Origin of the sequence: Bacillus cereus (assembly GCF_002577405.1) — a bacterium.
Taxonomy (GTDB): domain Bacteria; phylum Bacillota; class Bacilli; order Bacillales; family Bacillaceae_G; genus Bacillus_A; species Bacillus_A cereus_AU.
On the sequence record NZ_NULR01000013.1, the window covers coordinates 633,005 to 657,093 of the forward strand.

Sequence of the window (24,089 nt, forward strand, 5' to 3'; positions counted from 1 at the left end):
TGACTGGCATCTTAATGAAAGAGTTTAAAGGGCAGATAAATATTTTCCAACATACAGACCACTTGCAGCTGCTTGAGATAATGAATGAGTGACCCCTGAACAATCACCGATTAAAAATAGCCCATCCACACTTGTTTCAAAATGGTTATTGACTTGTATTGTAGGAGCATAGAATTTTCCATCAATTCCATATAATAAAGTATCTTTATCGATAGGTTCTTGGATAAATTGTTCTAGGCGTAATAAAAACTCTTTGAGCGCTTCAATATATAATTGCGGAATTTCTTTATTCAAATCCCCATAATCTCCGTGTAATGTAGGCTGTATACGATTATGTTTTATACTGTTTTCCACTGTAGGTTGTTTCTTTAGTAAGTCCTCTAAGCGCTGTAAAACAATCCGATCTCGTCCTTGGTTAATACTTTTAATAATTGAACTTGCATATACATTTGCTTCTTTGAGAGTTGGAAAATAGCGCGGGATAAATAAAGTGAAATTTAAGTTAGGAGTGCCAGTTCCTCGCTCTCGGAAATTTTGACCGTCAGGCATAACTAAACCTTCTTCATACTTTCGAATAATGCGTCCTTTTGGGTTCATACAGTAAGTAGTAGCTGTGAAATGTTCATGCTCATAAGAAAGCTTTGTCTCAAAAGTATCTTTTAATATAGAACGTAATTGATGTTCTTTCATCTCTACTCTAATACCTAAATCTACACGAGTCTGCTCCTGAGAAATATCAAGGGAAGCGCACATTTTTTTTAGCCAATCTGCCCCGGAGCGCCCAGTTGCAAATACTAGTTGTTTAGAATGAACTGTTCCTTGATTTGTTTCTATTTTAAAATGATCTTTTTGTTTACTGATATGTTGTACATCTATATGAAATTGGATATTTATTTTCGTAAGTAAAAATTCATAGAGCTGCTGGAAAATGTTACTTGAAAGTGCAGTACCAAGATGCCTTACTTCCGTCGATAGCATTTGTAAACCACACGCTTCAGCTCTCTTAGTGAGATTCAGATTTTCTGTAGAATATTTCGAAACTGAATTTCCGCCAAACTGACATAGAATTTCATCTACTTCAGCCATTAGTTGTATAAAGCCTTCTTTACCGACTTTTTGTTCAAGTTCGCCTCCAAATCCATTTGTATAATTAAATTTCCCCTCAGATTTTCCTAAACCACCAAATCCGAAATATTTATCACATGTGTAACAGTTACATGTTTTTCCTCGGTTTAAAGGACAATTCCGATGTTCTAGTGCTTTACCTTTATCAAGAATTAAAACCTTTTTGTTACTTTTAGCTAGTGAATAAGCCATAAAAATGCTACTTACTCCAGCACCGATAATTGTAACATCATACATATTCTTTCACCTGCTAACGAATAGTTTGTTTGTTATTTTCTTAGTGTATAACAAATTATGAAAGGGAGGAACTAGCTATATTGATAGAGAGGGAAAATGTATTTGTTTTCGTAAAGTATGTAATATTCAAGGGAGTAGTCTTTAAGGAATTAATGACTCACATAATGAGCAAAGGTTTAGTTGTATGTATAAAGTGGATGAGCAAAAAAATACAAAAGTGGTTGGTCCGTTTTTGACAAACATCAATTATGATAAGAGAAGAAAGGTAGTATTTTATCGAAATTTTAAAAAGGAAGCTCTTTATGAAAATAGACTGGCCTTAGAGAGGTGAAAAGACAATGAGTTTTGCAATTTCACTAGTTGTTATTATTGTAATTGTATCGCTATTTGGGACCGTACTAGTCGCGCGAAATGTGGAGGAGAATTATGGTAAGTCTACAAAGAAGAATGTAAAAAATTTATCCGCTATTTATATTCTCCTTCTTTTTGTTCTACTGGTGGGGGTAACATGGTATGCGGTAGTGATTTGATAGTATTTAGTAGTTAGAAAGAGAACCGTTTTGGATCTATTCATTTAAGGATAAGAAAATGTGACTGATTAATCCTATTATCACAGTGAATACTGTTAGTAATAAATTGAGGATGGTTCATTTTGAGAGGAGGGAACTATATGGAATGGAAACCAAATCGTGCAGATAAGACACCTGTTTATAAACAAATTGCTGATTATATAGAAAGAGGCATTTCTTCAGGTGAATTTCCTTCTGATAGTAAGTTACCTTCTGAGCGTATGTTAGCAAAGGAATTACAAGTGAACCGGAGTACGATAATAGCTGCATATGAAGAATTAAAATCACTTGGAGTAGTAGAACGGCAAAAAGGAAGCGGAACACGGGTGAATACAGACATATGGGGTGTTTCACATAAACGAATACCGAACTGGGGTAGGTATGTTGAGGATGGATCGTTCTTACCTAATGTCCCACTCGTTCAACAAATTCGAATAGAAACGCAAAAAGACGACTTAATTAATTTAGCGAGTGGTGAATTGTCACCCGAATTAATTCCAAGTGATAGGTTTCGAACGATTTTGTCGGAGAAAACATTTATGGAAAATCTCGGTTATGACCATCCACTTGGAAATGAAATGTTGAGAAAAACAATTGCAGCACATGTTCAGCAATATAAACAAATTGAAGCGGAATCAAGTTCTATTCTTATTACATCAGGAGCACAACAGGCGCTTAATCTTATCGTTCAATGCTTATTAAAACCTGGCGATGCGATTGCAATTGAAGATCCTTCGTATTGTTTCTCGCTTCCGATGTTTAAATCGGCCGGTTTAAACATATTCCATTTACCTGTTGATGAGCATGGAATGAATCCAGATGACTTAATCGATTTGCACAAAAAGCATCGTATTCGTATGGTGTTTTTGAATCCGGATTATCAAAATCCAACTGGTACTGTGCTTTCATTAGCGAGACGTAAAAAAATTTTAGAACTGTCTTCTGAATTCGGGATACCGATTGTAGAAGATGATCCGTACAGTTTAACTTCTTTTAATGGAGAAGTGAATCCGACATTAAAATCGATGGATCCAAATGGGAATGTTCTTTATATAAGTTCACTATCAAAAATTGTTGCATCAGGATTACGTATAGGCTGGGTAATTGGTCCTACGCGCGTAATAGAACGACTAGCAGATGCGAAGCAGCAAGTTGATTTTGGCCATAGCGTATTTACGCAGTGGGTAGCAAATCAATTTTTAGAATCAGAAGATTTCCATGCGCATATTACGATGCTTCGTGGACAATTGAAGCAAAGAAGAGATGTATTAATTGCAGAGCTTGAAGGCACATTGGGAGACCGAGTTGAATATTTCGTTCCAGAGGGTGGAATACATGTATGGTGCAAGGTGAAGGGAACGTTTGATGAATACCACTTATTAGGTGAATCTATACGAAATGGTGTTGCATTTGTTCCGGGCAGTGTTTTAGGCTCTAAAAATGAATATATACGATTTACGTTTGGGAGAGCGAATATAGAACAAATCAAGTTTGGAATTACCCGGTTTGCTGACACGTTAAATGAGATTTCATAATATGGATGTGTGATAGTGAAATGGGGGAGACATTCTTTCAAGCTTATTGAGCCCTGCAATCGTAGCGTTAGCGATACCTTTATTTAAAGAGCGCAAGATACTGATGAAAAACTTTTTATCGATACTAATCGGTGTATTGATAGGTATAGTAGCCTTAACGATTATGAATGTAGCACTCGGTAGAATTTTAAATATAGATAAGGAACTTATACTAACAACTCTCCCGCAATTAGCAACAATGCCAATTGCCATTTCATTAGCGGAGCAAATTGGTGGTATTCCATCTATGACTGCTAGTTTTGTAGTTGTTGCAGGAATAACGGGTGCTATTATTGGACCGACAGTACTTAAGCTTTGTGGTATAACAAGTACGATTGGAAAAGGTGTTGGAATGGGCTGTGCATCACATATCATCGGTGTGAGTCGTCTAGTGAAAGAAGGAGAGAAAGAAGCTACTATTGGTTCAGTAACGATGATTGTAACAGGAATACTTATTAGTATATTAATACCTTATGGAATGAAATTGGTATTTTGAAATATATGGAGGTGATAAAAGTGACAACATGGTTTATCGTTACATTATTTATTTTTGGTGCTCTTAAAGTACTAGTTTCTAGTATGCCGACTTCTGTTGTAGAATCTATTATTAGTAGATTTGAATTACATCAAAAACTTGATGAAGAACATACGACTGTATCGCTAGATGGAAAGAATATAGAAGGGGAAAAGAAAACGCAAGTTATTCACGAATTTAACGAGGCTTTATTTTTAGATAAACATTATTTTCCACCACACGGTGAGGGGATACCGATAATCATTGAAACGAAGAAAGGGAAAAGAACAATTACATTATCGATATATAGTTATGAGGAACATGTTGATGTAATCAAGCAATATAAGAAGAACGTCGTTGCCTATCGTTTACGTTCTAAAAGTCTCCAAACTCTTGCACCATTAGCGCTAACTGAAGATTATGCTTAAGGAGAGACCAATAATGGTCTCTTTATTTTTGTATCCAATTATATACTCTCCAAATAAAAGAAAGAAAAATCATATACCCAAACAAAGAATAAGTATGATGCCAGTCTGCACTATGAATAAATAAACCACGTTTCTCAGCAACTTGTTCAAAAATACTAGCACAAATACCTATTGAGATAATCAATAGAGTTCTAGAAACTGCAGATAATGTTTTTGAGATTTGTATGAAAGTGGCTGTTAAAATGGGTAATACAAGCAACGTGAAGCCTATGTTAACTGAAAATATGGATGGGAACGGTCTAACTGGAAAGGAATATATTTGTTTCGTGACAAAGAAAGCATCTAAGCACGTTCCGATAACAGTAGAGAGAAAGATTGTAACTGCTAATGCTAGAAAATCATTCTTCTTCTCTAAGGAGGACATTTTTCTTTGCGAGAATTGCCAATTCAATTTTTTCGAGTGTTTTGCAGTAGTCTTCTGTAATTTGCCCAAGTATATGTTCCTCCTTATCAGTTAAATAATGTATCACTTGCCAGTCATTAAACCAATCTTCATGTTTTGTTTCTTCGTTTTTTACATTTTTCCATGCGTACATAAGTGCAGGACTATATATACGATAGGAATCATTTCTTAATTGGCAATTTTTTATTCTTCGTTTATAAAACTCTCTTGAAAAGGATTCGTTTACACTTGAAAATAAATGTGGCCAGTAATCTTTTCTTGAGCCTGTATGAGGGGTATTGTCTGCCCAATGTTTAACTTGAGATAAAATATGTTCATTATGAAATAACAATGTGTATAATCTTTTTCCAAGTAAAATTCGTTCATGTAGTGAAGTGAAGTGCTTCATTGTATCACCAATGAGTAATGTTTTCGCATTCATTTTACTTTCGTAAAAAGGGAAGAGGATATGATTGAACTGAAAGAAATCAAATAGTTTAAATCCAATACTGTTCAGAACATTTTTTTTGAAGTGTTCATTTTGAATGACTCTTTTTTCTAAGTAATTTTGCTCATTAATAATAGTTGCGATTGCTAATGTTTTTTTGTCGCCAGTTTTCCAAAAGGAATTCCACATCGTTTCCATAAAGGTGGAAACATGGAGGTGAGAGAGAAGGTGGAAAAGGTTTGTAGATTTTTTTACACTTTGTTCATATAGTAAAAATTGTGGATATACATCTTGAAAAATAAGCCAATTTCCGCGCTCTAAAAAAGAAAAGAAAGTAAATTGATCTTTTTCAGATAATAACTTTGTATATAAATCTCCTTTTAAATCAGTCATGTTCCAACCACCGTTACGTGACACCATATGTCCGAGCAGTGCCCAATGTATTTCAGGGTATTTTTTGTGAAACTGAAAGTAAGCACGAGTCCTTGTTACATTATTTTGATTTAATAATTTTGTTTGTTCTTTAATTGTATGTAGTAATATTTCTTCCTCTTTCGAAAGAGTGTAAAGGGGGCTATTTGTAGTGGTACATTTTTGTTTTAGCTCATTTTTTATAGAGAAGAGGGAAAGAGGGGTATTTTTGTGAAATTTATTATGTGGGTTGTCGTGGTGCATATAATTCCCTCCTATTCAAGTCTGTTATCATAAATGTATTAATACCTACTTAAATAAATGATATGTGAAGGAAATGAAAAGTTGCAAAATATAGAAAAAGGAAAGAGGAGACGGACTCTTCTTTCCTTTTTGGTATTTATTTGAGCTGAAAATTATTGCGTAAACCTATAGAGAATGAATTCCCTTTTCCAGCAGAGTAGGAAATGAATCGGCATGAATAGGTTTACTATAATAGTAACCTTGAATAAACTGACATTTATTTTTTTGAAGGAAATTCACGTGTTCTTTCGTTTCTACACCTTCAGCAATGACAGACATTCCTAATGTATGTGCTAATGTGATGATTGTTTTAATGTATAAAGTATTTTCCCGAATAAAAAACTGCCTATCGCAATGGTAATACAGATCCAGAAAAGATTTACATGAAGCTTTTTAGAATATAAAGAGTATAGTAATGAAATAAATGTAATGCCTTCAACTATGAGTGAAGAGAAGCGTACATTGAAATCAGAAAAATGATTAGGGAATATATAAAACAATAGCTGCAGTAACAAATTAATGTCGTTATTAATATATGTAATTGTAAATTTTTGCTGAATGTCAAAATGATCACCTTCTTAAAGTATGCACTAAATATATAACATCTATATGTAAGGATATTGTTTGAAGATTGTATCAGATTTCCTTATAAAAATCATGTTTATAAGCGAAAAAATCCAAAGTGTAATGATTTTAGAATTGAAGAGAAATTACAGTGAACAACTTTTGGTTTATGAGAGATTTATATAAGGATTATATAATTAGTCATTTCGTACATTTAAATGATTTTTTAGTAGTTTGCAAGTGGATATGCGAAAATGCATATAAAATGATGGGATTCTTTTGGATAGAGGAGTGTTTTCTTATTATGGAGTATTAAACAAGACCTTTGTATGTATTTCTTTTCATACTAATGAGGGATTTCAGTAACATGTTGCGTATGTACAATAAAAGAAATCAATCATTAGGTTTGTATGGGGGGAAGGGCATGAAAAATTGGGTGAAGTTTAGAATAGCACGTCCAACAGATAAATTTGAAGATGTTATAGCATTCTATGAAAAAGGATTAGGATTGAAGCGTATAGGTGATTTTTATGGTCATGAGAGGTACGATGGAGTTATGTTTGGTCTACCGGATGAAGAGTATCATTTAGAATTTACAAGACATATAGATGGAAGTCCGTGTCCGGCTCCAACAAAAGATAATTTACTAGTATTTTATATGCGAGAAGATAGTGAAATGAAAAAAGTGAGTAAAAGGCTGTTTGCAATGGGGTACGATGAAGTAGCACCAGAAAATCCATATTGGAAAGATAAAGGGATAACGATAGAGGATCCAGATGGTTGGAGAATTGTGTTGATGAAAATAGAAGAACAAGGTTTCAAATTATGATAGGGTAAAAATAAATTAGCTTCCTTCTAGGAAATAAAAATAGAAGGAAGTTTTTTATTTGTAGTCTGAAAAATTTAATTTGACAATTAATTGTAGGGAGATATAAATTGAGAACGTGTATTCTTATAAGTTTGATAGTGTTGCCATTCAAAAGGAATGTATAAATAGGGAGGGATTTTTATGTTATTTCGAATTGAAGATGCAGAAATATACTATGAAATCGTTGGAGAAGGAAAACCAGTCATTATCATACATGGCTGCACTCCTGATCATAGGTTAATGATGAAATGTATGGAAGCGGTATTTCAGAAATATGAAGGTTATAAGCGAATATATATTGATTTACCTGGAATGGGAAAATCGAATGCTCCAGATTGGATAAATAGTTCAGATCGTATAGTAGAAGTGCTTATCACATTTATTGAGAAAATCATTTCTACTGAAGAATTTTTATTGGTAGGAGAGTCATACGGAGGCTATTTAGCCAGAGGAATACTCACAAAGCTGTTTGAAAGAGTTAGCGGATTACTATTAGTATGTCCTGTTGTTGTAGCGGATCAAGAAAAAAGGACTCTTCCAGATAAACAGGTAATTTTACAAGATGAGGAATTCTTAAATAAGCTCACTTCTACGGAAAGAGAGGGTTTTTGTGAGTTAGCGGTGGTAGCAAATGAATATACATATAAGCGATTTAAAGAAGAAATTAAGCCAGGACTAGATATTGCTAATTATGAATTTATTGAAAGGTTGCAAAATAATTACTCTCTTACTATGGATTTTCATCATAAAAAATATGAGAAACCCGTTCTTTTATTAGCCGGAAGACAAGATATATCGGTAGGTTATCAAGATATTATAGAAATTATTGAAGATTATCCAAGAGCAACATTAGCAGTGTTAGATATGGCAGGGCATAATTTGCAAATTGAACAGCCTGAATTATTCGAGAGCTTAGTAGGAGAATGGATTAAACGAACAAATCAGCAAAGTTTATAAAAGACGAATGAACATTTTCAAGGAGGACGTATGAATACATATATCTATATGGTTAGGCACGGTGAATCGCCAAAATTAGAAGGGGATGAAAGAACACGTGGATTTACAGTCAAAAAAGTTAAAATATTTCGTCTCAAGGATTATAATAGAGAAAGAAATATAAAAGGAGTGGACGAATTTGAAACAAGAACTTATTGAAAGATTTACGAGATATGTAAAGATTGATACACAGTCAAATGAAGAAAGTCATACAGTACCAACAACACCTGGACAAATCGAATTTGGTAAGTTATTAGTTGAAGAGCTAAAAGAAATTGGGTTAACAGAAGTAACGATGGATGATAATGGGTATGTAATGGCAACACTTCCTGCTAATACGGATAAGGATGTTCCTGTAATCGGATTTTTAGCACATTTAGATACAGCAACAGACTTTACAGGGAAAAACGTAAAACCACAAATTCATGAAAATTTTGATGGTAATGCAATTACGTTAAATGAAGAGCTAAATGTTGTGCTAACGCCAGAACAGTTCCCAGAATTACCATCTTATAAAGGGCATACGATTATTACAACGGATGGTACGACACTTCTTGGAGCAGACGATAAAGCTGGTCTGACTGAAATTATGGTTGCAATGAATTATTTAATACATAATCCGCAAATTAAGCATGGGAAAATAAGAGTTGCATTTACGCCAGATGAAGAAATTGGCCGTGGACCAGCGCATTTTGATGTAGAAGCGTTTGGTGCATCATTTGCTTATACGATGGATGGAGGTCCATTAGGTGGTTTAGAGTATGAAAGTTTTAATGCTGCAGGCGCTAAGTTAACGTTTAATGGAACGAATACACATCCTGGAACAGCAAAAAATAAAATGCGTAACGCAACTAAACTTGCTATGGAGTTTAATGGGCATTTACCAGTAGAAGATGCACCGGAATATACTGAAGGCTATGAAGGATTCTATCATTTGCTTTCTTTAAATGGTGATGTCGAGCAAAGTAAAGCGTATTATATTATTCGAGATTTTGATCGCGAAAATTTTGAAACGCGTAAACATAACGTTAAAAATATCGTGAAGCAAATGCAAGAGAAGTATGGACAAGATGCAGTCGTTTTAGAAATGAATGATCAATACTATAATATGCTTGAAAAAATTGAACCGGTGAGAGAAATTGTTGATATTGCGTATGAAGCAATGAAAAGTTTAGACATTGAGCCAAACATTCACCCAATTCGTGGTGGTACAGATGGGTCACAATTATCGTATATGGGATTACCTACACCGAATATTTTCACTGGTGGTGAAAACTATCACGGTAAATTTGAGTATGTTTCGGTAGATACTATGGAAAAAGCCGTTCAAGTTATTGTAGAAATCGCAAGAAGATTTGAAGAACAAGCTTAAAAAAGAACCAAGTAGTACGGATGTGCTACTTGGTTTTTTAGTATAGTACTCGCCATAAATAAAAAGTGGCGTAAGACTCAAAGTTTATCCAATTTGCCGCAAAATCTTTGATTTCATTTTTAGTCGGTTTACTTTCGGAACCTGTTAGAAATTTAATTGCATTATGCAAACCAACATCATCAATTGGAAAAGCGGAAGGGAATCGTAAACAGCGCATTAAAACATAGTTGGCAGTCCACGGACCTATACCATGGATAGCAGTTAATTGTTTTTCAGCAAGCTTTACATCTTGTGTTTGTAGTAAAGACTCTTTTGACAGTTTTCCTTCTGTAATAAGCTTCGCAATACCAATTAAATATTCACATTTTCTAGTTGTCATTTTCAATTTTTTAAGATCTTCTACATGTAGAGTTGCAATCGTTTCAGGAGAGGGGAATATCCAATGTTTTCTATCGTTCCATTCTACATACTTCCCAAATTGCTCGACTAATCTTCTTTTTAGCGTATAGGCATATGTGAGGTTAATTTGTTGACCGATAATTCCCCAGGAAAGTGCTTCAAATAAATCTGGAATACCTAATGTGCGGAGCCCGTAATACTTTTGAATAGGATCATTAAGGAGTGGATCATGTTTTGCTAATTTATAAAAGGGAGCTAAATCAGTAGTTAAATCAAACCACTCTTTTACATAGTTAGCTACAGCGTCGCGCACACATTTTCCAAAGATATATGATTCTCCTAAAAAACGTATTTCCAAATTGCCATCAGTGTTCATACTAATTTCAACCAAAGGGTTTACATCTTGAACCGGGATAACTTTATAAATTTTATTATCTTCAATATGAAACATACATTCATTATTAGAACGGGAAAGATAGCGTAAGTTTTCATGGAAACTAAACTCTTTTGGAACTGCTAAAGTTAATGTGCTATTATACTCTGCTGTCATATGGATTCCACCTGTAACTTTTCTAATGTAAGCAATTCTTTCTTCATTTTTAATCCCCCTCTAAAACCGGTTAGTTTCCCATTCTTTCCAATAACACGGTGGCAAGGAATCGTAATAAGAAGTGGATTGGCAGCAATAGCAGAAGCAACAGCGCGCACAGCTGTAGGTTTTTGTATTCTTTCTGCAATTTCTGAATAAGAATATGTCTTCCCGTAAGGAATTTCACGTACCGTATTCCAAACAGATAATTGAAATGCAGTTCCGTGAGCATCGACAGGGAATGTAAAAGTTTCTCGCTTGTTTTCTAAATACTCGATAACTTCTTTTGTATATGTTTGCAGGTAATCTGGATTGCAGACCAATACATGTTGTGGCAGTTTTTTTCTAGCCCATATATTTAGTTCTTCAAAATTTTTGTCTTGCGATCCTATGAAACATAGTCCATTTTCAGTTGCAGCAATATGAAAGTTCCAATTTTCATGTGTAAATAGCGTCCAATGTATAGATTTATTTTTATAGGAATTCATTATTGTATCCCTCTTTCATTTCGTTCTTTTTTCGATATTCAGTAGGAGTAAATCCGGTTTTCTTTTTAAATAAAGTTGCGAAATACTCTGGGTTTTCTATCCCAACAGCAGTACTAATTTCCTTAACGGATTGATTTGTATGTGAAAGGAATTCTGCGGCTTTAACAATTCTGAATCGTTGTATATATTCTATTGGACTTATTCCTATTAGTCTTTTGAAAGTGCGTTGTAAATGAAATGGGCTACCGTGGCACATTTCCGCGAGTAGGTCGAGAGTTAATCCTTCGTCATAATGTTTTTCAATATAGTCTTTAATTTGTTCTACCCACTCTTCATTAGGTAAAGTAATCCCATTTGGTTTACAACGTTTGCACGGACGAAAGTTTTCATGCAATGCTTGCTCTGCATTTAGAAAGATTCGTACGTTGTTTTTATTCGGTATTCTCGATTTGCACGATGGTCGGCAAAAGATCCCAGTTGATTTCACAGCATAAAAAAATTTGTTATCATAGGAAGAATCATTGTGAATAATTGCTTGCCAATACTCACTTGTTAACGTAAATCCTTCATTGTACAAAGATCATCACCTCTGAAATTAGTATAACCTGAATCATGTGCGTATGTACGTATTCACAAATGTAAGAGCAAGATTACAAAGATGAAAATATGATTGTTTTTCTATTTTGTGATAGCATGAACTTTGAAAGTGAACATCAAGAGGAGGACTATAATTGAAGTTAATTTCATGGAATGTAAATGGCTTGCGTGCGGTTATCGCAAAGGGTGGATTTTTAGAATATCTTGAGGAATCTAATGCAGATATATTTTGTCTACAAGAAATTAAATTACAAAGTGGGCAAATTGATTTAAATTTAGAGGGATATTATACATATTGGAATTATGCTGTGAAAAAAGGGTATTCGGGAACAGCTATTTTTACGAAAAAGGAACCTCTTTCCGTTACATATGGTTTAGGTATTGAGGAGCATGATCAGGAAGGAAGAGTCATTACTTTAGAATTCGAAGATTTTCACATGATAACGTTATATACACCAAATTCAAAACGTGGATTAGAACGATTAGATTACAGAATGAAATGGGAAGACGATTTCCGGGCTTATATTAAGCGATTAGATGAAGAAAAACCAGTTGTTTTTTGTGGTGATTTAAACGTTGCTCATAAAGAAATAGATTTAAAAAATCCAAAAAGTAACCGTAAAAATCCTGGTTTTTCGGATGAAGAAAGAGAAAAATTCACATGTGTTTTAGAGGAAGGATTTATAGATACATATCGATACCTATATCCTGAACAAGAAGGAGCCTACTCATGGTGGTCATACCGTATGGGGGCAAGAGCGAAAAATATTGGATGGCGTTTAGATTATTTTGTTGTTTCTGAAAGAATGAAAGATCAAATAAAGGATGCGAAAATCAATAGCGAAGTGATGGGGTCAGATCATTGCCCAGTTGAATTAAGTATGGATTTCTAAAAAAGAAGTATCTTCCTGCAAAAAGGAGATACTTCTTTTTTTGTTCAGTTTGTTAAAATTTTTCAAATCATTCTTGAAATAATCTGATATTAAATATATACTTAATAACGATAATCATTATCAATGATAATGATTATCGTTTGATGAGGGTGTAAAAGAATTATAGTTTAGGGGAAGTGAACGAGAATGGCTCTCCATTTTACGTAGATTTGTTAACAATGTGAAATATAGATGAGGATTATGTTTCATATAATTAAATTTTATTGTTGGAATAATATATTTAAAGATTTCGAGAGGAGATAAATATGAACAAGAAATTATTTACATTAGGGATGGTTACAGTTTTAAGTGTAGGTTTAGCAGCGTGCAATAGTGCGGACAAAACTTCTGGGGAACAAAAGCAACAAACAAAAGCTACTGAAACGAAAAAAGATGAAAAGCGAAAAATTACATATTTAGGTAAAGAATATACAGTACCAGCAAAAGTAGATAAAATCGCGACAGCTAGTTTAGAGTCAATGGAAGATGCGGCAGTACTTGGTATTAAACCAGTAGGTGCCATTACTGTAGGGGGGAAATTACCGAAGTACCTTGAAAAAGAATTAGAGGGTGCAAAATCTGTTGGTGAGAAAATGCAACCGAATTTCGAAACATTGCTTCAATTAAAACCAGATGTTATTACATCAAGTACGAAATTCCCAGCAGAAACAGCTGAAAAGTTTACGAAAGTAGCTCCAACATTCCCAGTATCACACGTTTCAACAGATTGGGAAGATAACTTGAAGTTAATGGGAGAATTAACTGGTAAAAAAGATAAAGCAGAAAAAATTATTAAAGATTACAATGCGGACGCTGAAAAAGCAAAAGCAAAACTGGGAGATAAGTTAAAAGATAAAAAAGTACTTGTCATTAGACTAAGAGCAAACGAATTATTCCTATATCCAGAAGGAGTATACTTCAACCCTGTCCTTTATAAAGATCTTGGATTAACTGCTCCAGAACAACTGAAAACTGTAAAAGCACAAGAAAAGATTTCTTTAGAAAAACTAGCTGAAATTAATCCAGATTATGTTTTCTTACAATATGAAGCAAGCGAAAATAATAAACCGAAAGTGCTAGAAGATATTGAAAGCAATCCAATTTGGCAAAGTATGAATGCTGTGAAAGAAAAGAAAGTATTTGTAAACGTTGTAGATCCAATGGCACAAGGCGGTACTGCTTGGAGTAAAACAGCATTCTTAAAAGAAGCAGTGAAAAATTTATCTAAATAATATAATAAATAAGGTGCGTTGAATGATATGCAGAAAACGAATGCGGTACCAGTAACCATTTTATGTATAGCACCTATATTGATTTTATGTACAGTCATACTTTCTGTTTTATATGGTGCGAAAAACATTGATGCTGAAATAGTATGGAATGCATTATTTCATTTTGATTCAAGTGATGTAAATCATAATATTATTATTACTTCACGTTTACCAAGGGTAGTTGCAGCTCTTTTAGTCGGAGCATTTCTAGCCATATCAGGAGCACTTATGCAGGGGATGACAAGAAACTATCTTGCATCCCCTTCTATTATGGGTGTGACGGATGGCGCAGCCTTTGTTATTACACTTTGTATGATTTTTCTTCCGGGAATGTCATCGATTGGTATGGTTTTATGTTCAATGATTGGTTCCGCACTAGGAGCCGGTATCGTGTTTGGATTTGGTTCGCTCCTTCAAAATGGTTTATCACCAGTTCGGTTAGCGATTATAGGAACGGTTATAGGAACATTTTTAAGCAGTGTATCTGCCGCGATGGCGTCGTATTTCCAAATCTCTCAAAATGTTAGTTTTTGGTTTAATGCAAAATTAGATCAAGTGGATCCTAATATCATTAAAATCACGATACCTTTTGGGATAATTGGGATAATTTTAGCACTGTTAATATCAAAATCTATTACCATTCTTTCCTTAGGAGAAGAGGTTTCTATTAATCTAGGGCAGCGTACAAAACTAGTTAAAGCGATAGCCATTTTATCAGTTATTTTTTTAACAGGAACAGCTGTTGCTTTAGTGGGTAAAGTAGGTTTTGTAGGTTTAATTATTCCGCACATTACTCGCTTTTTAATTGGGATAGATTATAAGTGGATCTTGCCATGTTCAGGCATTATTGGTGGAGTTTTCTTAGCATTATGTGATGTAGTAAGTAGATTTGTAAACTATCCATTTGAAACACCAATTGGAGTCGTTACCTCCTTAATTGGAATTCCTTTCTTCCTTTATTTAATCCGTACAAGAGGAGGAGAGAGACATGCCTAAAAGTTCAAATCAACGTTTTGTAATGACGATGGGGATTATTATATTTTTAATACTATGTGCTATGTATATTAGTTTAACGAATGGTACGTTTGATATTACGATTACAGATGTATTTAAAACACTTTTTAGAATTGATCCAGTACCAGACCATGATTTGGTTATATTTGAATTTCGTCTGCCGCGTATTGTAATTGCTGGATTAGTAGGATTAGGCCTCGGCGTTGCGGGTGCTGTTATTCAAGGCATTACGAGAAATGGATTGGCGGACCCAGGTATTTTAGGAGTGAATGCTGGAGCAGGTACAGCCATCGTAATTTTTATGTTTTTCTTTCAAGGACAATTAAATAGTACAGACTGGGTTTCTATTATGATGATGCCGATGTTTGGCTTAATAGGTGGATTAGGTGCAGCAATAATAATTTATCTGTTTTCTTGGAAAAAAGGTAAGTTAGATTCGCAGCGACTTTTATTAACAGGGATTGCAATTGGATCAGGATTTGGAGCCTTTTCTATGTATTTATCACTCAAAATGAAGTCAACAGATTTTGAAATGGCTGCAGTTTGGGTGTCAGGAAGTATATATAGTGCAAACTGGAAGTATATTATTGCCATGTTACCGTGGCTTATTATCTTAATTCCTCTTATACAAAAGAAAGCTTATTTATTAGATTTATTTCAATTGGAAGAAACGAGTATTACAAGTTTAGGTGTTTCAGTAGAACGAGAGAAATCGATTTTACTATTAAGCAGTATCGGGCTTGTGAGTGCATGTGTTGCTGTTTCCGGAAGTATTGGTTTCATTGGATTAATGGCACCACATATAGCGAAAAGACTTGTCGGTATTCAACATAAACATATAATTCCTACGTGCGGAGTAATAGGAATGTTTCTTGTAATTGCTTCAGACTTTATTGCAAAAACAGTTTTCACACCTGTAGAGCTACCAGTTGGAATCGTTATTTCTATTGTCGGTGTACCGTATTTCTTATATTTACTTTATAAGGCGAAAGCGTAAGAGGAGGAATAAAAGTGAGTATTTTAAGTGCAAAAAATTTAGAAACGAGTTATGAAAAGCTTACCGTGTTTCGCGATTTGAATGTGGAAATACAAGAAGGGAAAGTAACGACAATTATAGGGCCAAATGGGTGCGGGAAATCAACCTTATTAAAGACAATGGGACGAATTTTAAAGCAAAAAAACGGTAAAGTGTATTTGCAAGGACAGGATCTAAATACGATTCCAACGAAAGAAATCGCCAAACAGTTAGCTTTACTTCCGCAAACTCCAATTGCACCAGGAGAGCTTAAAGTAGAAGAATTAATTTCTTATGGACGCTATCCACATCGAAATAACGTAAATAAGTTAACTTCAAAAGATAAAGAGATGATTGATTGGGCACTAGATATAACGAAAACATCTGAATTTCGAACGAGACAAATTGCAAACTTATCAGGTGGTCAAAGACAAAAGGTATGGCTAGCGATGGCTTTAGCACAAGGGACAGAAGTGTTGCTATTAGATGAACCGACTACATATCTTGATATGTCTCACCAATTAGATGTATTACAAATTGTAGAGAAGTTAAATAAAGAACACAATTGTACGGTTGTAATGGTATTACATGATATTAACCACGCAGCGAGATTTTCAGATGAAATTATCGCAATGAAGGAAGGGGAAATTGTTACAACTGGTAGCCCAGAAGAAATTATTACGAATGAAGTATTAAAAGAAGTATTTCATATTGATGCGCGTGTCATGATTGATCCGTATAACGGCGCTCCTGTTTGTTTCGGTTATGATAGCGTTATATCGCAAGAAGAAAAAGTAGAAATGTATGTAACAAGTTAAAAAGGGGGGATTTACAATGAATGCTACTATTGAAAAACAGCAAATTATTACATCTAATACAGAACAGTGGAAAATTTATTCAAAATTAGAAGGTAAGGAATATCAAATTCATATTTCAAAGCCGAAGCAGCTAGCACCAGAGTCAGGATATCCAGTCATATACGTCTTAGATGGCAATGCCTTTTTTCAAACATTCCACGAAGCGGTTAAAATACAATCGGTTAGAGCGGAAAAAACAGGTGTTTCACCAGCCATTATAGTTGGTATTGGTTATCCAATTGAAGGGGCATTTTCAGGAGAAGAAAGGTGCTATGATTTTACACCCTCTATCATTTCAAAAGATGCCCCTTTAAAACCGGACGGCAAACCGTGGCCTAAAACAGGTGGAGCGCATAAATTTTTTACTTTTATTGAAGAAGAATTGAAACCACAAATTGAAAAAAATTTTGAGATTGATAAAGGAAAGCAAACGTTATTTGGGCATTCTTTAGGTGGTCTATTTGCTTTACATATACTATTTACAAACATAAAGGCCTTTCAAAACTATTTTATTAGTAGTCCATCTATTTGGTGGAATAATCAATCTGTGCTTGAAAAAGAAGAGAATCTTATAAATGAATTAAACAATGCTCAGTTTGAAACAGGTGCATTTCTTACAGTGGGGTCATTAGAACGAGAGCATATGGTTGTAGGTGCAAATGAATTATCAGAACGCCTTCTCCAAGTCAACCACGACAAATTTAAATTTAAGTTTTATGAAGCTGAAGGAGAAAATCATGCATCTGTTGTACCGACTTCTTTAAGTAAGGGATTACGATTTATTAGTTGTGTGTAGAATGTGTACGAGATATGCGTATTCTTCATATTTGGACGATTGATAAAAACAGGAGGATCATGAAGTTCCTCAAAACATGATTGATATGTTAAAACAACAGTTCCATATTGGACATGCTACAATTCAAATTGAAACGCTTAAAATTACACATAATGAAATGATTGTTTAATAAAATGCAAATAAAAGGCTGTGGAGAATTTCTCCATAGCCTTTTATTTGTGTAAGTAGAATTGTCCTTTTTGAAAGTTTTGTTTCAACTTTTCGTCTAAAGAGACAAAAAGTTGTCACATTTCCGTCACAATTAGCATAAACATAAAATAGACGAAATGAACTTATTTCCAAAAAGGCTTGTTTAATTCAATTCATGATTAGTAGAGCTGAAAAAAAACGGATTAAAAGTTCACTATATTATCAAGGAGGTATATCGTATGAAAGCAATTCTCGCTATCGCTGGGCTTATTTGGGTTTTATCACATGGCATTCCAATTTATGAAGGAGAACAAATTCGCAGTGCTCTGAATAAACAATTTAATGAATATCATATCATTGATCGGCAAGATAATGTTGTTACTGTTCGAGTAAATGACTGTTTTCATACGGTAACCGTTGAAGGAACTTCAGTAGTGAATGATACAAAAGTATGTGATCAGCAATAACTATATATAGGAAGAAAAAAGTCTCAATTTAAATATGTGAAGATTGAGGCTTTTATATTTGTAGACAAATAATAAGTGGGGATGGACAATCCCCGCTTATTAATGTTTTTTTGAAAAAAGGGAAGGGTATACTGAAAATTGAGACTGAGAAGCTAATAATTTGTTAAGAATAATCATAGAGTGGGAATATACTCATATGGGGTATCATACATAGATATTTAATGCTATAATTGATATACTCGTAAAAGTAATTGTTTTATTGGATGAAGAGAAACTTTGAGAAGGTGATAATATGGGGCATAAAGAGCATGAAGCAACTACACATAGATCAGAAAAAGAAAAAGAGCAAATTATAAATAGATTAAAGAGAATCGAAGGGCAAGTTCGTGGTATTCAAAATATGATTGAAAATGATCGTTATTGCGTTGATATTTTGGTGCAAATTTCAGCGATTAATGCAGCGATGAAAAAAGTAGGAATGGGTGTTTTAAAAAATCATACAAGTCATTGTGTTTCAGGAGCCATTAAAGATGGAAATGGTGACGAAGCAATTGAGGAATTAATGACAGTATTTGAACGATTTTCAAAGGCTTAAAAAAACAAGCTAGTATCTAACTAGCTTGTTTTTTGTTTATTTAAAGACCTTTACCGTAAAGTTTAGTGACAGCAAGAAGGCTAGGGGATTTCAGAGTGTACGTAATAGTTCGATTGATTAAACTCCTACCACATACCTATAAGGGGTATATGTATGTTTTGTCGTAGAATGAATGGATTTATTTTAAAGAATGCTGTGTGAGATAAGAGAAAACAAGGAATATATAAAAAAATATAAAAATCATTATATAAAACCATTGATTACCTTAGGGGGGTATGGTAAGATGAGGTTGTGATTAACAAACAATGAATGAACAAGAGGAGGATTTTAAATGGAACAGTTAACATTAAAAGTTGAAGGTATGTCTTGTGGACATTGTGTAAATTCTATTGAAAGTAATGTGAAAGAACTAAATGGTGTTCAACAAGTAAAAGTACAATTAGCAGAAGGAACAGTTGAAGTTACCATTGACTCATCAATCATTACTTTAAAAGATATTGTTAGTGTAATCGAAGATCAAGGATACGATGTTATATAAAAATTTTTAAATACTGGAATAAATCGTACTTTAAATAAAGTGCGATTTATTTTGCTAAAAAATATACCTCTTGAGGGTATATGGTAGAGGTGAATGAAATGAATGAACAAAAAGAGGCCAATCTTCAAATATCAGGAATGACATGTGCGGCATGTGCAAATAGAATTGAAAAAGGTCTAAAAAAAATAGAAGGTGTTCATGATGCAAATGTAAATTTTGCTCTTGAAAAAACAAAAATCATATACGATTCAGGGAAAACGAATCCGCAACAATTTAAAGAGAAAGTTGAATTGTTAGGGTATGGTATCGTAAGTGATAAAGCTGAGTTTACTGTTTCAGGAATGACATGTGCAGCATGTGCGAATAGAGTTGAAAAGCGTTTAAATAAGTTAGATGGTGTGAACAAAGCGACGGTTAACTTTGCTTTAGAATCGGCAACAGTAGACTTTAATCCGGATGAAATTAATGTAGGCGAAATGAAGAGTACCATTACAAAGTTAGGGTATAAATTAGAAATAAAATCAGATGAGCAAGATGCATCAACTGATCATCGCTTACAAGAAATTGAGCGACAAAAGAAAAAGTTTATTATTTCGTTTATTTTATCATTCCCGTTATTGTGGGCAATGGTGAGTCATTTCTCATTTACATCTTTTATTTATTTACCAGATATGCTTATGAATCCTTGGGTGCAGCTAGCTCTTGCAACTCCAGTTCAATTTATCATTGGCGGACAGTTTTATATTGGTGCTTATAAAGCGTTACGTAATAAAAGTGCGAATATGGATGTTCTCGTGGCACTTGGAACGTCTGCAGCGTATTTTTACAGTGTGTATTTAAGTATTCAATCAATGGGTTCATCAGAACATATGACAGATTTATATTTTGAAACGAGTGCGGTCCTCATTACATTAATTATTTTAGGGAAATTATTTGAGGCAAAAGCAAAGGGACGTTCATCAGAAGCTATTAAAAAATTGATGGGGTTACAAGCGAAGACAGCTATAGTTGTGCGAGATGGAACAGAAATGAAAATTTTAATCGAAGAAGTAGTAGCTGGTGATATCGTTTATGTAAAGCCTGGTGAAAAAATACCAGTTGATGGAGAAATTGTAGAAGGAAAATCAGCAATAGATGAATCGATGTTGACGGGTGAAAGTATTCCAGTTGATAAAACAATTGGAGATGTGGTAATCGGTTCTACAATGAATAAAAATGGATTTTTAAAAGTTAAAGCAACTAAGGTAGGAAGAGATACTGCATTAGCTCAAATCATTAAAGTAGTAGAAGAGGCTCAAGGTTCAAAAGCTCCTATTCAAAGGGTTGCAGATCAAATTTCAGGTATTTTCGTACCGGTTGTAGTTGTGATTGCTATTATTACATTTGCGGTGTGGATGATATTTGTTACACCTGGTGATTTTGGCGGGGCACTTGAGAAAATGATAGCAGTACTTGTTATCGCTTGTCCGTGTGCTTTAGGTCTTGCGACACCTACATCTATTATGGCTGGATCAGGAAGATCAGCTGAATATGGAATTTTATTTAAAGGTGGAGAGCATTTAGAAGCAACGCACCGATTAGATACGGTTATTCTGGATAAAACGGGTACAGTGACAAATGGAAAACCGGTATTAACAGATGTAATAGTAGCAGATGGATTTGATGAGAAGGAAATATTAAAATTAGTCGGTGCAGCAGAAAAAAATTCTGAACATCCACTTGCAGAAGCGATTGTAGAAGGAATTAAAGAAAAGGGAATTGAAATCCCGAGTTCAGAAACGTTTGAAGCAATTCCGGGATTCGGTATCGAATCAGTGGTCGAAGGAAAACAATTATTAATTGGTACACGTCGATTAATGAAGAAGTTTAATATTGATATTGAAGAAGTTACTAAATCGATGGAAGAACTAGAGCGAGAAGGAAAAACAGCAATGTTAATAGCGATAGATAAGAAGTATGCTGGAATAGTTGCTGTTTCAGATACTGTAAAGGATACTTCAAAAGCAGCTATCGCAAGGCTTAAGAAAATGGGTCTAGACGTTGTTATGATTACAGGGGATAATACACAAACTGCTCAGGCAATTGCTAAGCAAGTTGGTATTGATCATGTCATTGCAGAGGTATTACCAGAAGGAAAAGCAGAAGAAGTGAAAAAACTACAAGCTAGTGGTAAGAAAGTAGCGATGGTTGGAGACGGAATTAATGATGCTCCTGCTCTTGCTACAGCAGACATTGGTATGGCAATTGGAACAGGGACGGATGTAGCAATGGAAGCAGCGGATATTACGTTAATCCGCGGTGACTTAAATAGTATTGTTGATGCGATCTTCATGAGTAAGATGACGATAAGAAATATTAAGCAAAATTTATTCTGGGCGTTAGCTTATAACGGCTTAGGAATCCCGATTGCGGCGTTCGGTTTCTTAGCACCTTGGGTTGCAGGAGCGGCGATGGCATTTAGTTCTGTATCAGTCGTATTAAATGCACTACGATTACAAAGAGTGAAATTAAAAAAATAAAAATAAAAATTTATAGAGTAATTGAATATGCTTTTATACAAAAAACAATACTTTGAATTAAGTATTGTTTTTTTGTTCGTATGGAAAATAAAAAGATATATAATGCATAAGTATTGAATTACATATAGTAGAAAAGTTAAGAGTTTGTTTGAGAGGGAGGTTTACATATGTTAAAAGATATTATAATTAGAACATTCCAGAAAGAGGATTTAGAACAAGTATTACAATTGTTCTATGAAACAGTTCATACGGTTAATGCAAAAGATTATAACTTGTTACAGTTACAGGCATGGGCACCAGAGCGACTAGATAGGGAAAGTTGGTTACAGTCTTTAGAAAAGAATATTAGTTATGTAGCGGATAATAATGGTTTGATAGTGGGATTTGGAGATTATAATGACGAGCAGTACATAGATCGATTGTTTACACATAAAGATTATCAAGGAAAAGGAATAGCTTCTTATATACTACAGAAGTTAGAAGAAGAAGCAGTGAAGCTGCAGCATAGGGATATATATACAGAGGCGAGTATTACAGCAAAACCATTCTTTGAAAGGAAAGGTTATATTTGCATAAAGGAACAAAAGAAACAGCGTAATGGTCAGTTTTTTATTAATTATGTTATGAAAAAAATAGCCTTCTCATAAATGAGAAGGCTATTTTTCATTATTTTACAGCTTCTTTTAGTTCTTTACCAGCTTTGAAAGCAGGTACTTTAGAAGCTGCGATTTGCATTTCTTCACCAGTTTGTGGGTTACGGCCTGTACGAGCAGCTCTTTCGCGAACTTCGAATGTACCGAATCCGATAAGTTGTACTTTTTCACCAGCAGCTAAAGTGTTAGTGATTGATTCTACTACAGTTTGTAAAACTACAGTAGCTTCTTTTTGAGAAATCTCAGCATTTTGTGCTACGCTTTTAATTAATTCTGTTTTATTCATGTTTTTCACCTCATATGTAAATAATGCTATTTAAGTTGTTATTATAACGTATAAAACATTCGAGAACAAGTGTACGTAGATATATTCACGAAAAAAATGAAATTTGTAATATTTTTTAGAAGCACTTTACAGACATTCAATTTAAGCGGATATAGATTTATTCTTTATTTCCGTCTTCTCTGTAGAGGAAGATAGTTTCTTATTATAAGATATGAAATAAGGTAATGCTACAAATAACATACCTCCTACTAAATTGCCAAAGAAAACAAAAATGAAATTTGGAAAATATTCAGCCCAAGTTAAATGACCAGCAAAAATGGCAGCTGGAAGGACAAACATATTAGCTACAACGTGCTGAAAGCCAATCGCGACAAAAGTCATAACTGGGAACCAAATACCGATTATCTTTCCGATAAATTCTTTACTTCCCATACTAAGCCAAACAGCTAAAGAAACGAGCCAATTACATCCAATTGCAGAAATGAAGGCTTGCAGTGGTGTGTCTTGTAATTTAGCCTGTGCAATAGAAATTGTTTTAGCTAAAAAAACTCCCTCCGTTAATCCAACGATATGACCGAAGAAATAAGCAACGAATACAGCCCCTATAAAGTTACTAAACGTAACAATAACTAAATTACGTAGTAAGCGGAATAAGGTGATTTTCTTTTGAAGCCAAGCCATTGAAACTGTCATCATGTTACCAGTTACTAGTTCACCGCCTGCAAGAATAACGAGTATAAGACCGATAGGAAAGACGGAAGCACCTATAAAACTAGTAAATGATCCCCAGGATTTTGGCATTGTCCCAATAACATGAATATCAAGTAAATACCCAAATGCGATAAAAGCACCACCAAAGAAACCGAGAATTAGCATAGGGAGTAATGATAAATGAGCTTTTTTTCTTCCAGAATTAGCAACAAGTTCTGTAATTTCTTCTGGTGTGTATACAGACATGAATAACCCCTCCATAGTATTGTGATGAAACGAATAGAAGAAATACTTTAAAAAATCTATGTATTATAAAAATATG

The 24,089-nt window shown here is 34.2% G+C and carries 25 protein-coding genes and 5 pseudogenes; 20 read left to right on the plus strand and 10 right to left on the minus strand.

What is annotated here, in order from left to right; all coding sequences use genetic code 11:
- Positions 1–24: 24 nt before the first annotated feature.
- Positions 25–1,362, minus strand: a complete 1,338-nt coding sequence (locus COC96_RS19165; RefSeq protein ID WP_098769150.1) for an NAD(P)-binding domain-containing protein — start codon at positions 1,360–1,362, stop codon at positions 25–27.
- Between the two features lie 338 nt (positions 1,363–1,700).
- Here COC96_RS19165 and COC96_RS19170 point away from each other — a divergent pair, with 338 nt between their 5' ends.
- The 4 genes and pseudogenes from COC96_RS19170 to COC96_RS19185 all read left to right on the plus strand — a co-directional run bounded on the left by COC96_RS19170 (position 1,701) and on the right by COC96_RS19185 (position 4,447).
- The gene (locus COC96_RS19170; RefSeq protein ID WP_088230056.1) at positions 1,701–1,892 is read left to right on the plus strand and encodes a hypothetical protein; all 192 of its coding nucleotides are present in this window, start codon (positions 1,701–1,703) and stop codon (positions 1,890–1,892) included.
- A 140-nt stretch (positions 1,893–2,032) separates the two neighbouring features.
- Positions 2,033–3,466: a MocR-like pyridoxine biosynthesis transcription factor PdxR gene (gene pdxR, locus COC96_RS19175; protein WP_098769151.1), complete on the plus strand. Its 1,434-nt coding sequence runs from the start codon at positions 2,033–2,035 to the stop codon at positions 3,464–3,466.
- 19 nt (positions 3,467–3,485) lie between these two features.
- Positions 3,486–4,001, plus strand: a pseudogene (locus tag COC96_RS19180) (LrgB family protein); the annotation flags it as partial.
- 20 nt (positions 4,002–4,021) lie between these two features.
- On the plus strand, positions 4,022–4,447 hold the full coding sequence (locus COC96_RS19185; RefSeq protein ID WP_098267815.1) for a YfmQ family protein: 426 nt from the start codon (positions 4,022–4,024) through the stop codon (positions 4,445–4,447).
- 22 nt (positions 4,448–4,469) lie between these two features.
- Here the strand turns inward: COC96_RS19185 and COC96_RS19190 are convergent, their stop codons facing one another.
- From COC96_RS19190 to COC96_RS28105, 4 genes and pseudogenes are all read right to left on the minus strand, one after another.
- Positions 4,470–4,871: a CBO0543 family protein gene (locus COC96_RS19190; RefSeq protein ID WP_098769152.1), complete on the minus strand. Its 402-nt coding sequence runs from the start codon at positions 4,869–4,871 to the stop codon at positions 4,470–4,472.
- Complete coding sequence (locus tag COC96_RS19195; protein WP_098769153.1) at positions 4,846–6,012, minus strand: DUF2515 domain-containing protein; 1,167 nt, start codon at positions 6,010–6,012, stop codon at positions 4,846–4,848. Before COC96_RS19195 ends, COC96_RS19190 begins: the two co-directional genes overlap by 26 nt.
- Positions 6,013–6,177: 165 nt before the next feature.
- Positions 6,178–6,366, minus strand: a pseudogene (locus tag COC96_RS19200) (EAL domain-containing protein); the annotation flags it as partial.
- Positions 6,354–6,616: pseudogene (locus COC96_RS28105) on the minus strand (hypothetical protein); the annotation flags it as partial. The pseudogenes COC96_RS19200 and COC96_RS28105, both read right to left, overlap by 13 nt.
- Before the next feature lie 423 nt (positions 6,617–7,039).
- On the opposite strand from COC96_RS28105, the gene COC96_RS19210 reads away from it, so the two are divergent.
- From COC96_RS19210 to pepT, 4 genes and pseudogenes are all read left to right on the plus strand, one after another.
- Positions 7,040–7,444: a VOC family protein gene (locus COC96_RS19210; RefSeq protein WP_098769154.1), complete on the plus strand. Its 405-nt coding sequence runs from the start codon at positions 7,040–7,042 to the stop codon at positions 7,442–7,444.
- Between the two features lie 180 nt (positions 7,445–7,624).
- Positions 7,625–8,440: an alpha/beta fold hydrolase gene (locus COC96_RS19215; RefSeq protein ID WP_098267812.1), complete on the plus strand. Its 816-nt coding sequence runs from the start codon at positions 7,625–7,627 to the stop codon at positions 8,438–8,440.
- 30 nt (positions 8,441–8,470) lie between these two features.
- Positions 8,471–8,554: pseudogene (locus COC96_RS19220) on the plus strand (histidine phosphatase family protein); the annotation flags it as partial.
- 64 nt (positions 8,555–8,618) lie between these two features.
- A complete protein-coding gene (pepT, locus tag COC96_RS19225) occupies positions 8,619–9,851 on the plus strand; it encodes a peptidase T (RefSeq protein ID WP_098769155.1) in 1,233 nt (410 codons plus the stop codon).
- A gap of 37 nt (positions 9,852–9,888) precedes the next feature.
- Here pepT and COC96_RS19230 read toward each other — a convergent pair whose 3' ends face one another.
- Genes COC96_RS19230 through COC96_RS19240 form a run of 3 tightly spaced genes read right to left on the minus strand, consistent with a single transcriptional unit; the run spans position 9,889 to position 11,904 of the window.
- Positions 9,889–10,800 (minus strand): DNA-3-methyladenine glycosylase family protein, encoded by a 912-nt coding sequence (locus COC96_RS19230; protein WP_098769156.1) that lies wholly within the window; start codon positions 10,798–10,800, stop codon positions 9,889–9,891.
- Positions 10,797–11,327, minus strand: a complete 531-nt coding sequence (locus COC96_RS19235) for a methylated-DNA--[protein]-cysteine S-methyltransferase (protein ID WP_098769157.1) — start codon at positions 11,325–11,327, stop codon at positions 10,797–10,799. The genes COC96_RS19230 and COC96_RS19235 overlap by 4 nt, the downstream gene beginning before the upstream one ends.
- Positions 11,314–11,904: a bifunctional transcriptional activator/DNA repair enzyme AdaA gene (locus COC96_RS19240; protein ID WP_098267808.1), complete on the minus strand. Its 591-nt coding sequence runs from the start codon at positions 11,902–11,904 to the stop codon at positions 11,314–11,316. Before COC96_RS19240 ends, COC96_RS19235 begins: the two co-directional genes overlap by 14 nt.
- Positions 11,905–12,058: 154 nt before the next feature.
- Between COC96_RS19240 and COC96_RS19245 the strand changes: the two genes are divergently transcribed.
- From COC96_RS19245 to COC96_RS19300, 12 genes and pseudogenes are all read left to right on the plus strand, one after another.
- Positions 12,059–12,817, plus strand: coding sequence for an exodeoxyribonuclease III (locus tag COC96_RS19245; RefSeq protein ID WP_098267807.1), 759 nt, complete (start codon positions 12,059–12,061; stop codon positions 12,815–12,817).
- Positions 12,818–13,122: 305 nt separating this feature from the next.
- Entirely contained in the window at positions 13,123–14,088 is a 966-nt protein-coding gene (locus COC96_RS19250; RefSeq protein ID WP_098769158.1) for an iron-hydroxamate ABC transporter substrate-binding protein, read from the plus strand.
- Positions 14,089–14,115: 27 nt separating this feature from the next.
- On the plus strand, positions 14,116–15,123 hold the full coding sequence (locus tag COC96_RS19255; RefSeq protein ID WP_098267805.1) for a FecCD family ABC transporter permease: 1,008 nt from the start codon (positions 14,116–14,118) through the stop codon (positions 15,121–15,123).
- Positions 15,116–16,138: a FecCD family ABC transporter permease gene (locus tag COC96_RS19260; protein WP_098769159.1), complete on the plus strand. Its 1,023-nt coding sequence runs from the start codon at positions 15,116–15,118 to the stop codon at positions 16,136–16,138. Before COC96_RS19255 ends, COC96_RS19260 begins: the two co-directional genes overlap by 8 nt.
- A 14-nt stretch (positions 16,139–16,152) precedes the next feature.
- Positions 16,153–16,974 (plus strand): ABC transporter ATP-binding protein, encoded by an 822-nt coding sequence (locus COC96_RS19265; RefSeq protein WP_098267803.1) that lies wholly within the window; start codon positions 16,153–16,155, stop codon positions 16,972–16,974.
- A 16-nt stretch (positions 16,975–16,990) separates the two neighbouring features.
- Complete coding sequence (locus COC96_RS19270) at positions 16,991–17,809, plus strand: alpha/beta hydrolase (protein ID WP_098267802.1); 819 nt, start codon at positions 16,991–16,993, stop codon at positions 17,807–17,809.
- Positions 17,806–17,978: pseudogene (locus COC96_RS19275) on the plus strand (cation diffusion facilitator family transporter); the annotation flags it as partial. The gene COC96_RS19270 and the pseudogene COC96_RS19275, both read left to right, overlap by 4 nt.
- 259 nt (positions 17,979–18,237) lie before the next feature.
- Positions 18,238–18,465, plus strand: coding sequence for a hypothetical protein (locus COC96_RS19280; protein ID WP_097902876.1), 228 nt, complete (start codon positions 18,238–18,240; stop codon positions 18,463–18,465).
- A 292-nt stretch (positions 18,466–18,757) separates the two neighbouring features.
- Positions 18,758–19,060 (plus strand): metal-sensing transcriptional repressor, encoded by a 303-nt coding sequence (locus COC96_RS19285; protein WP_098267801.1) that lies wholly within the window; start codon positions 18,758–18,760, stop codon positions 19,058–19,060.
- A gap of 331 nt (positions 19,061–19,391) precedes the next feature.
- The gene (gene copZ, locus COC96_RS19290) at positions 19,392–19,598 is read left to right on the plus strand and encodes a copper chaperone CopZ (RefSeq protein WP_097902875.1); all 207 of its coding nucleotides are present in this window, start codon (positions 19,392–19,394) and stop codon (positions 19,596–19,598) included.
- Between the two features lie 98 nt (positions 19,599–19,696).
- Positions 19,697–22,117, plus strand: coding sequence for a heavy metal translocating P-type ATPase (locus COC96_RS19295; RefSeq protein ID WP_098267800.1), 2,421 nt, complete (start codon positions 19,697–19,699; stop codon positions 22,115–22,117).
- 167 nt (positions 22,118–22,284) lie between these two features.
- Entirely contained in the window at positions 22,285–22,764 is a 480-nt protein-coding gene (locus COC96_RS19300) for a GNAT family N-acetyltransferase (protein ID WP_098769160.1), read from the plus strand.
- Between the two features lie 19 nt (positions 22,765–22,783).
- On the opposite strand, the gene COC96_RS19305 is transcribed toward COC96_RS19300, so the two are convergent.
- Positions 22,784–23,056: an HU family DNA-binding protein gene (locus tag COC96_RS19305; protein WP_001043913.1), complete on the minus strand. Its 273-nt coding sequence runs from the start codon at positions 23,054–23,056 to the stop codon at positions 22,784–22,786.
- Positions 23,057–23,197: 141 nt separating this feature from the next.
- On the minus strand, positions 23,198–24,013 hold the full coding sequence (locus COC96_RS19310; protein WP_098769161.1) for a formate/nitrite transporter family protein: 816 nt from the start codon (positions 24,011–24,013) through the stop codon (positions 23,198–23,200).
- Positions 24,014–24,089: the final 76 nt, after the last annotated feature.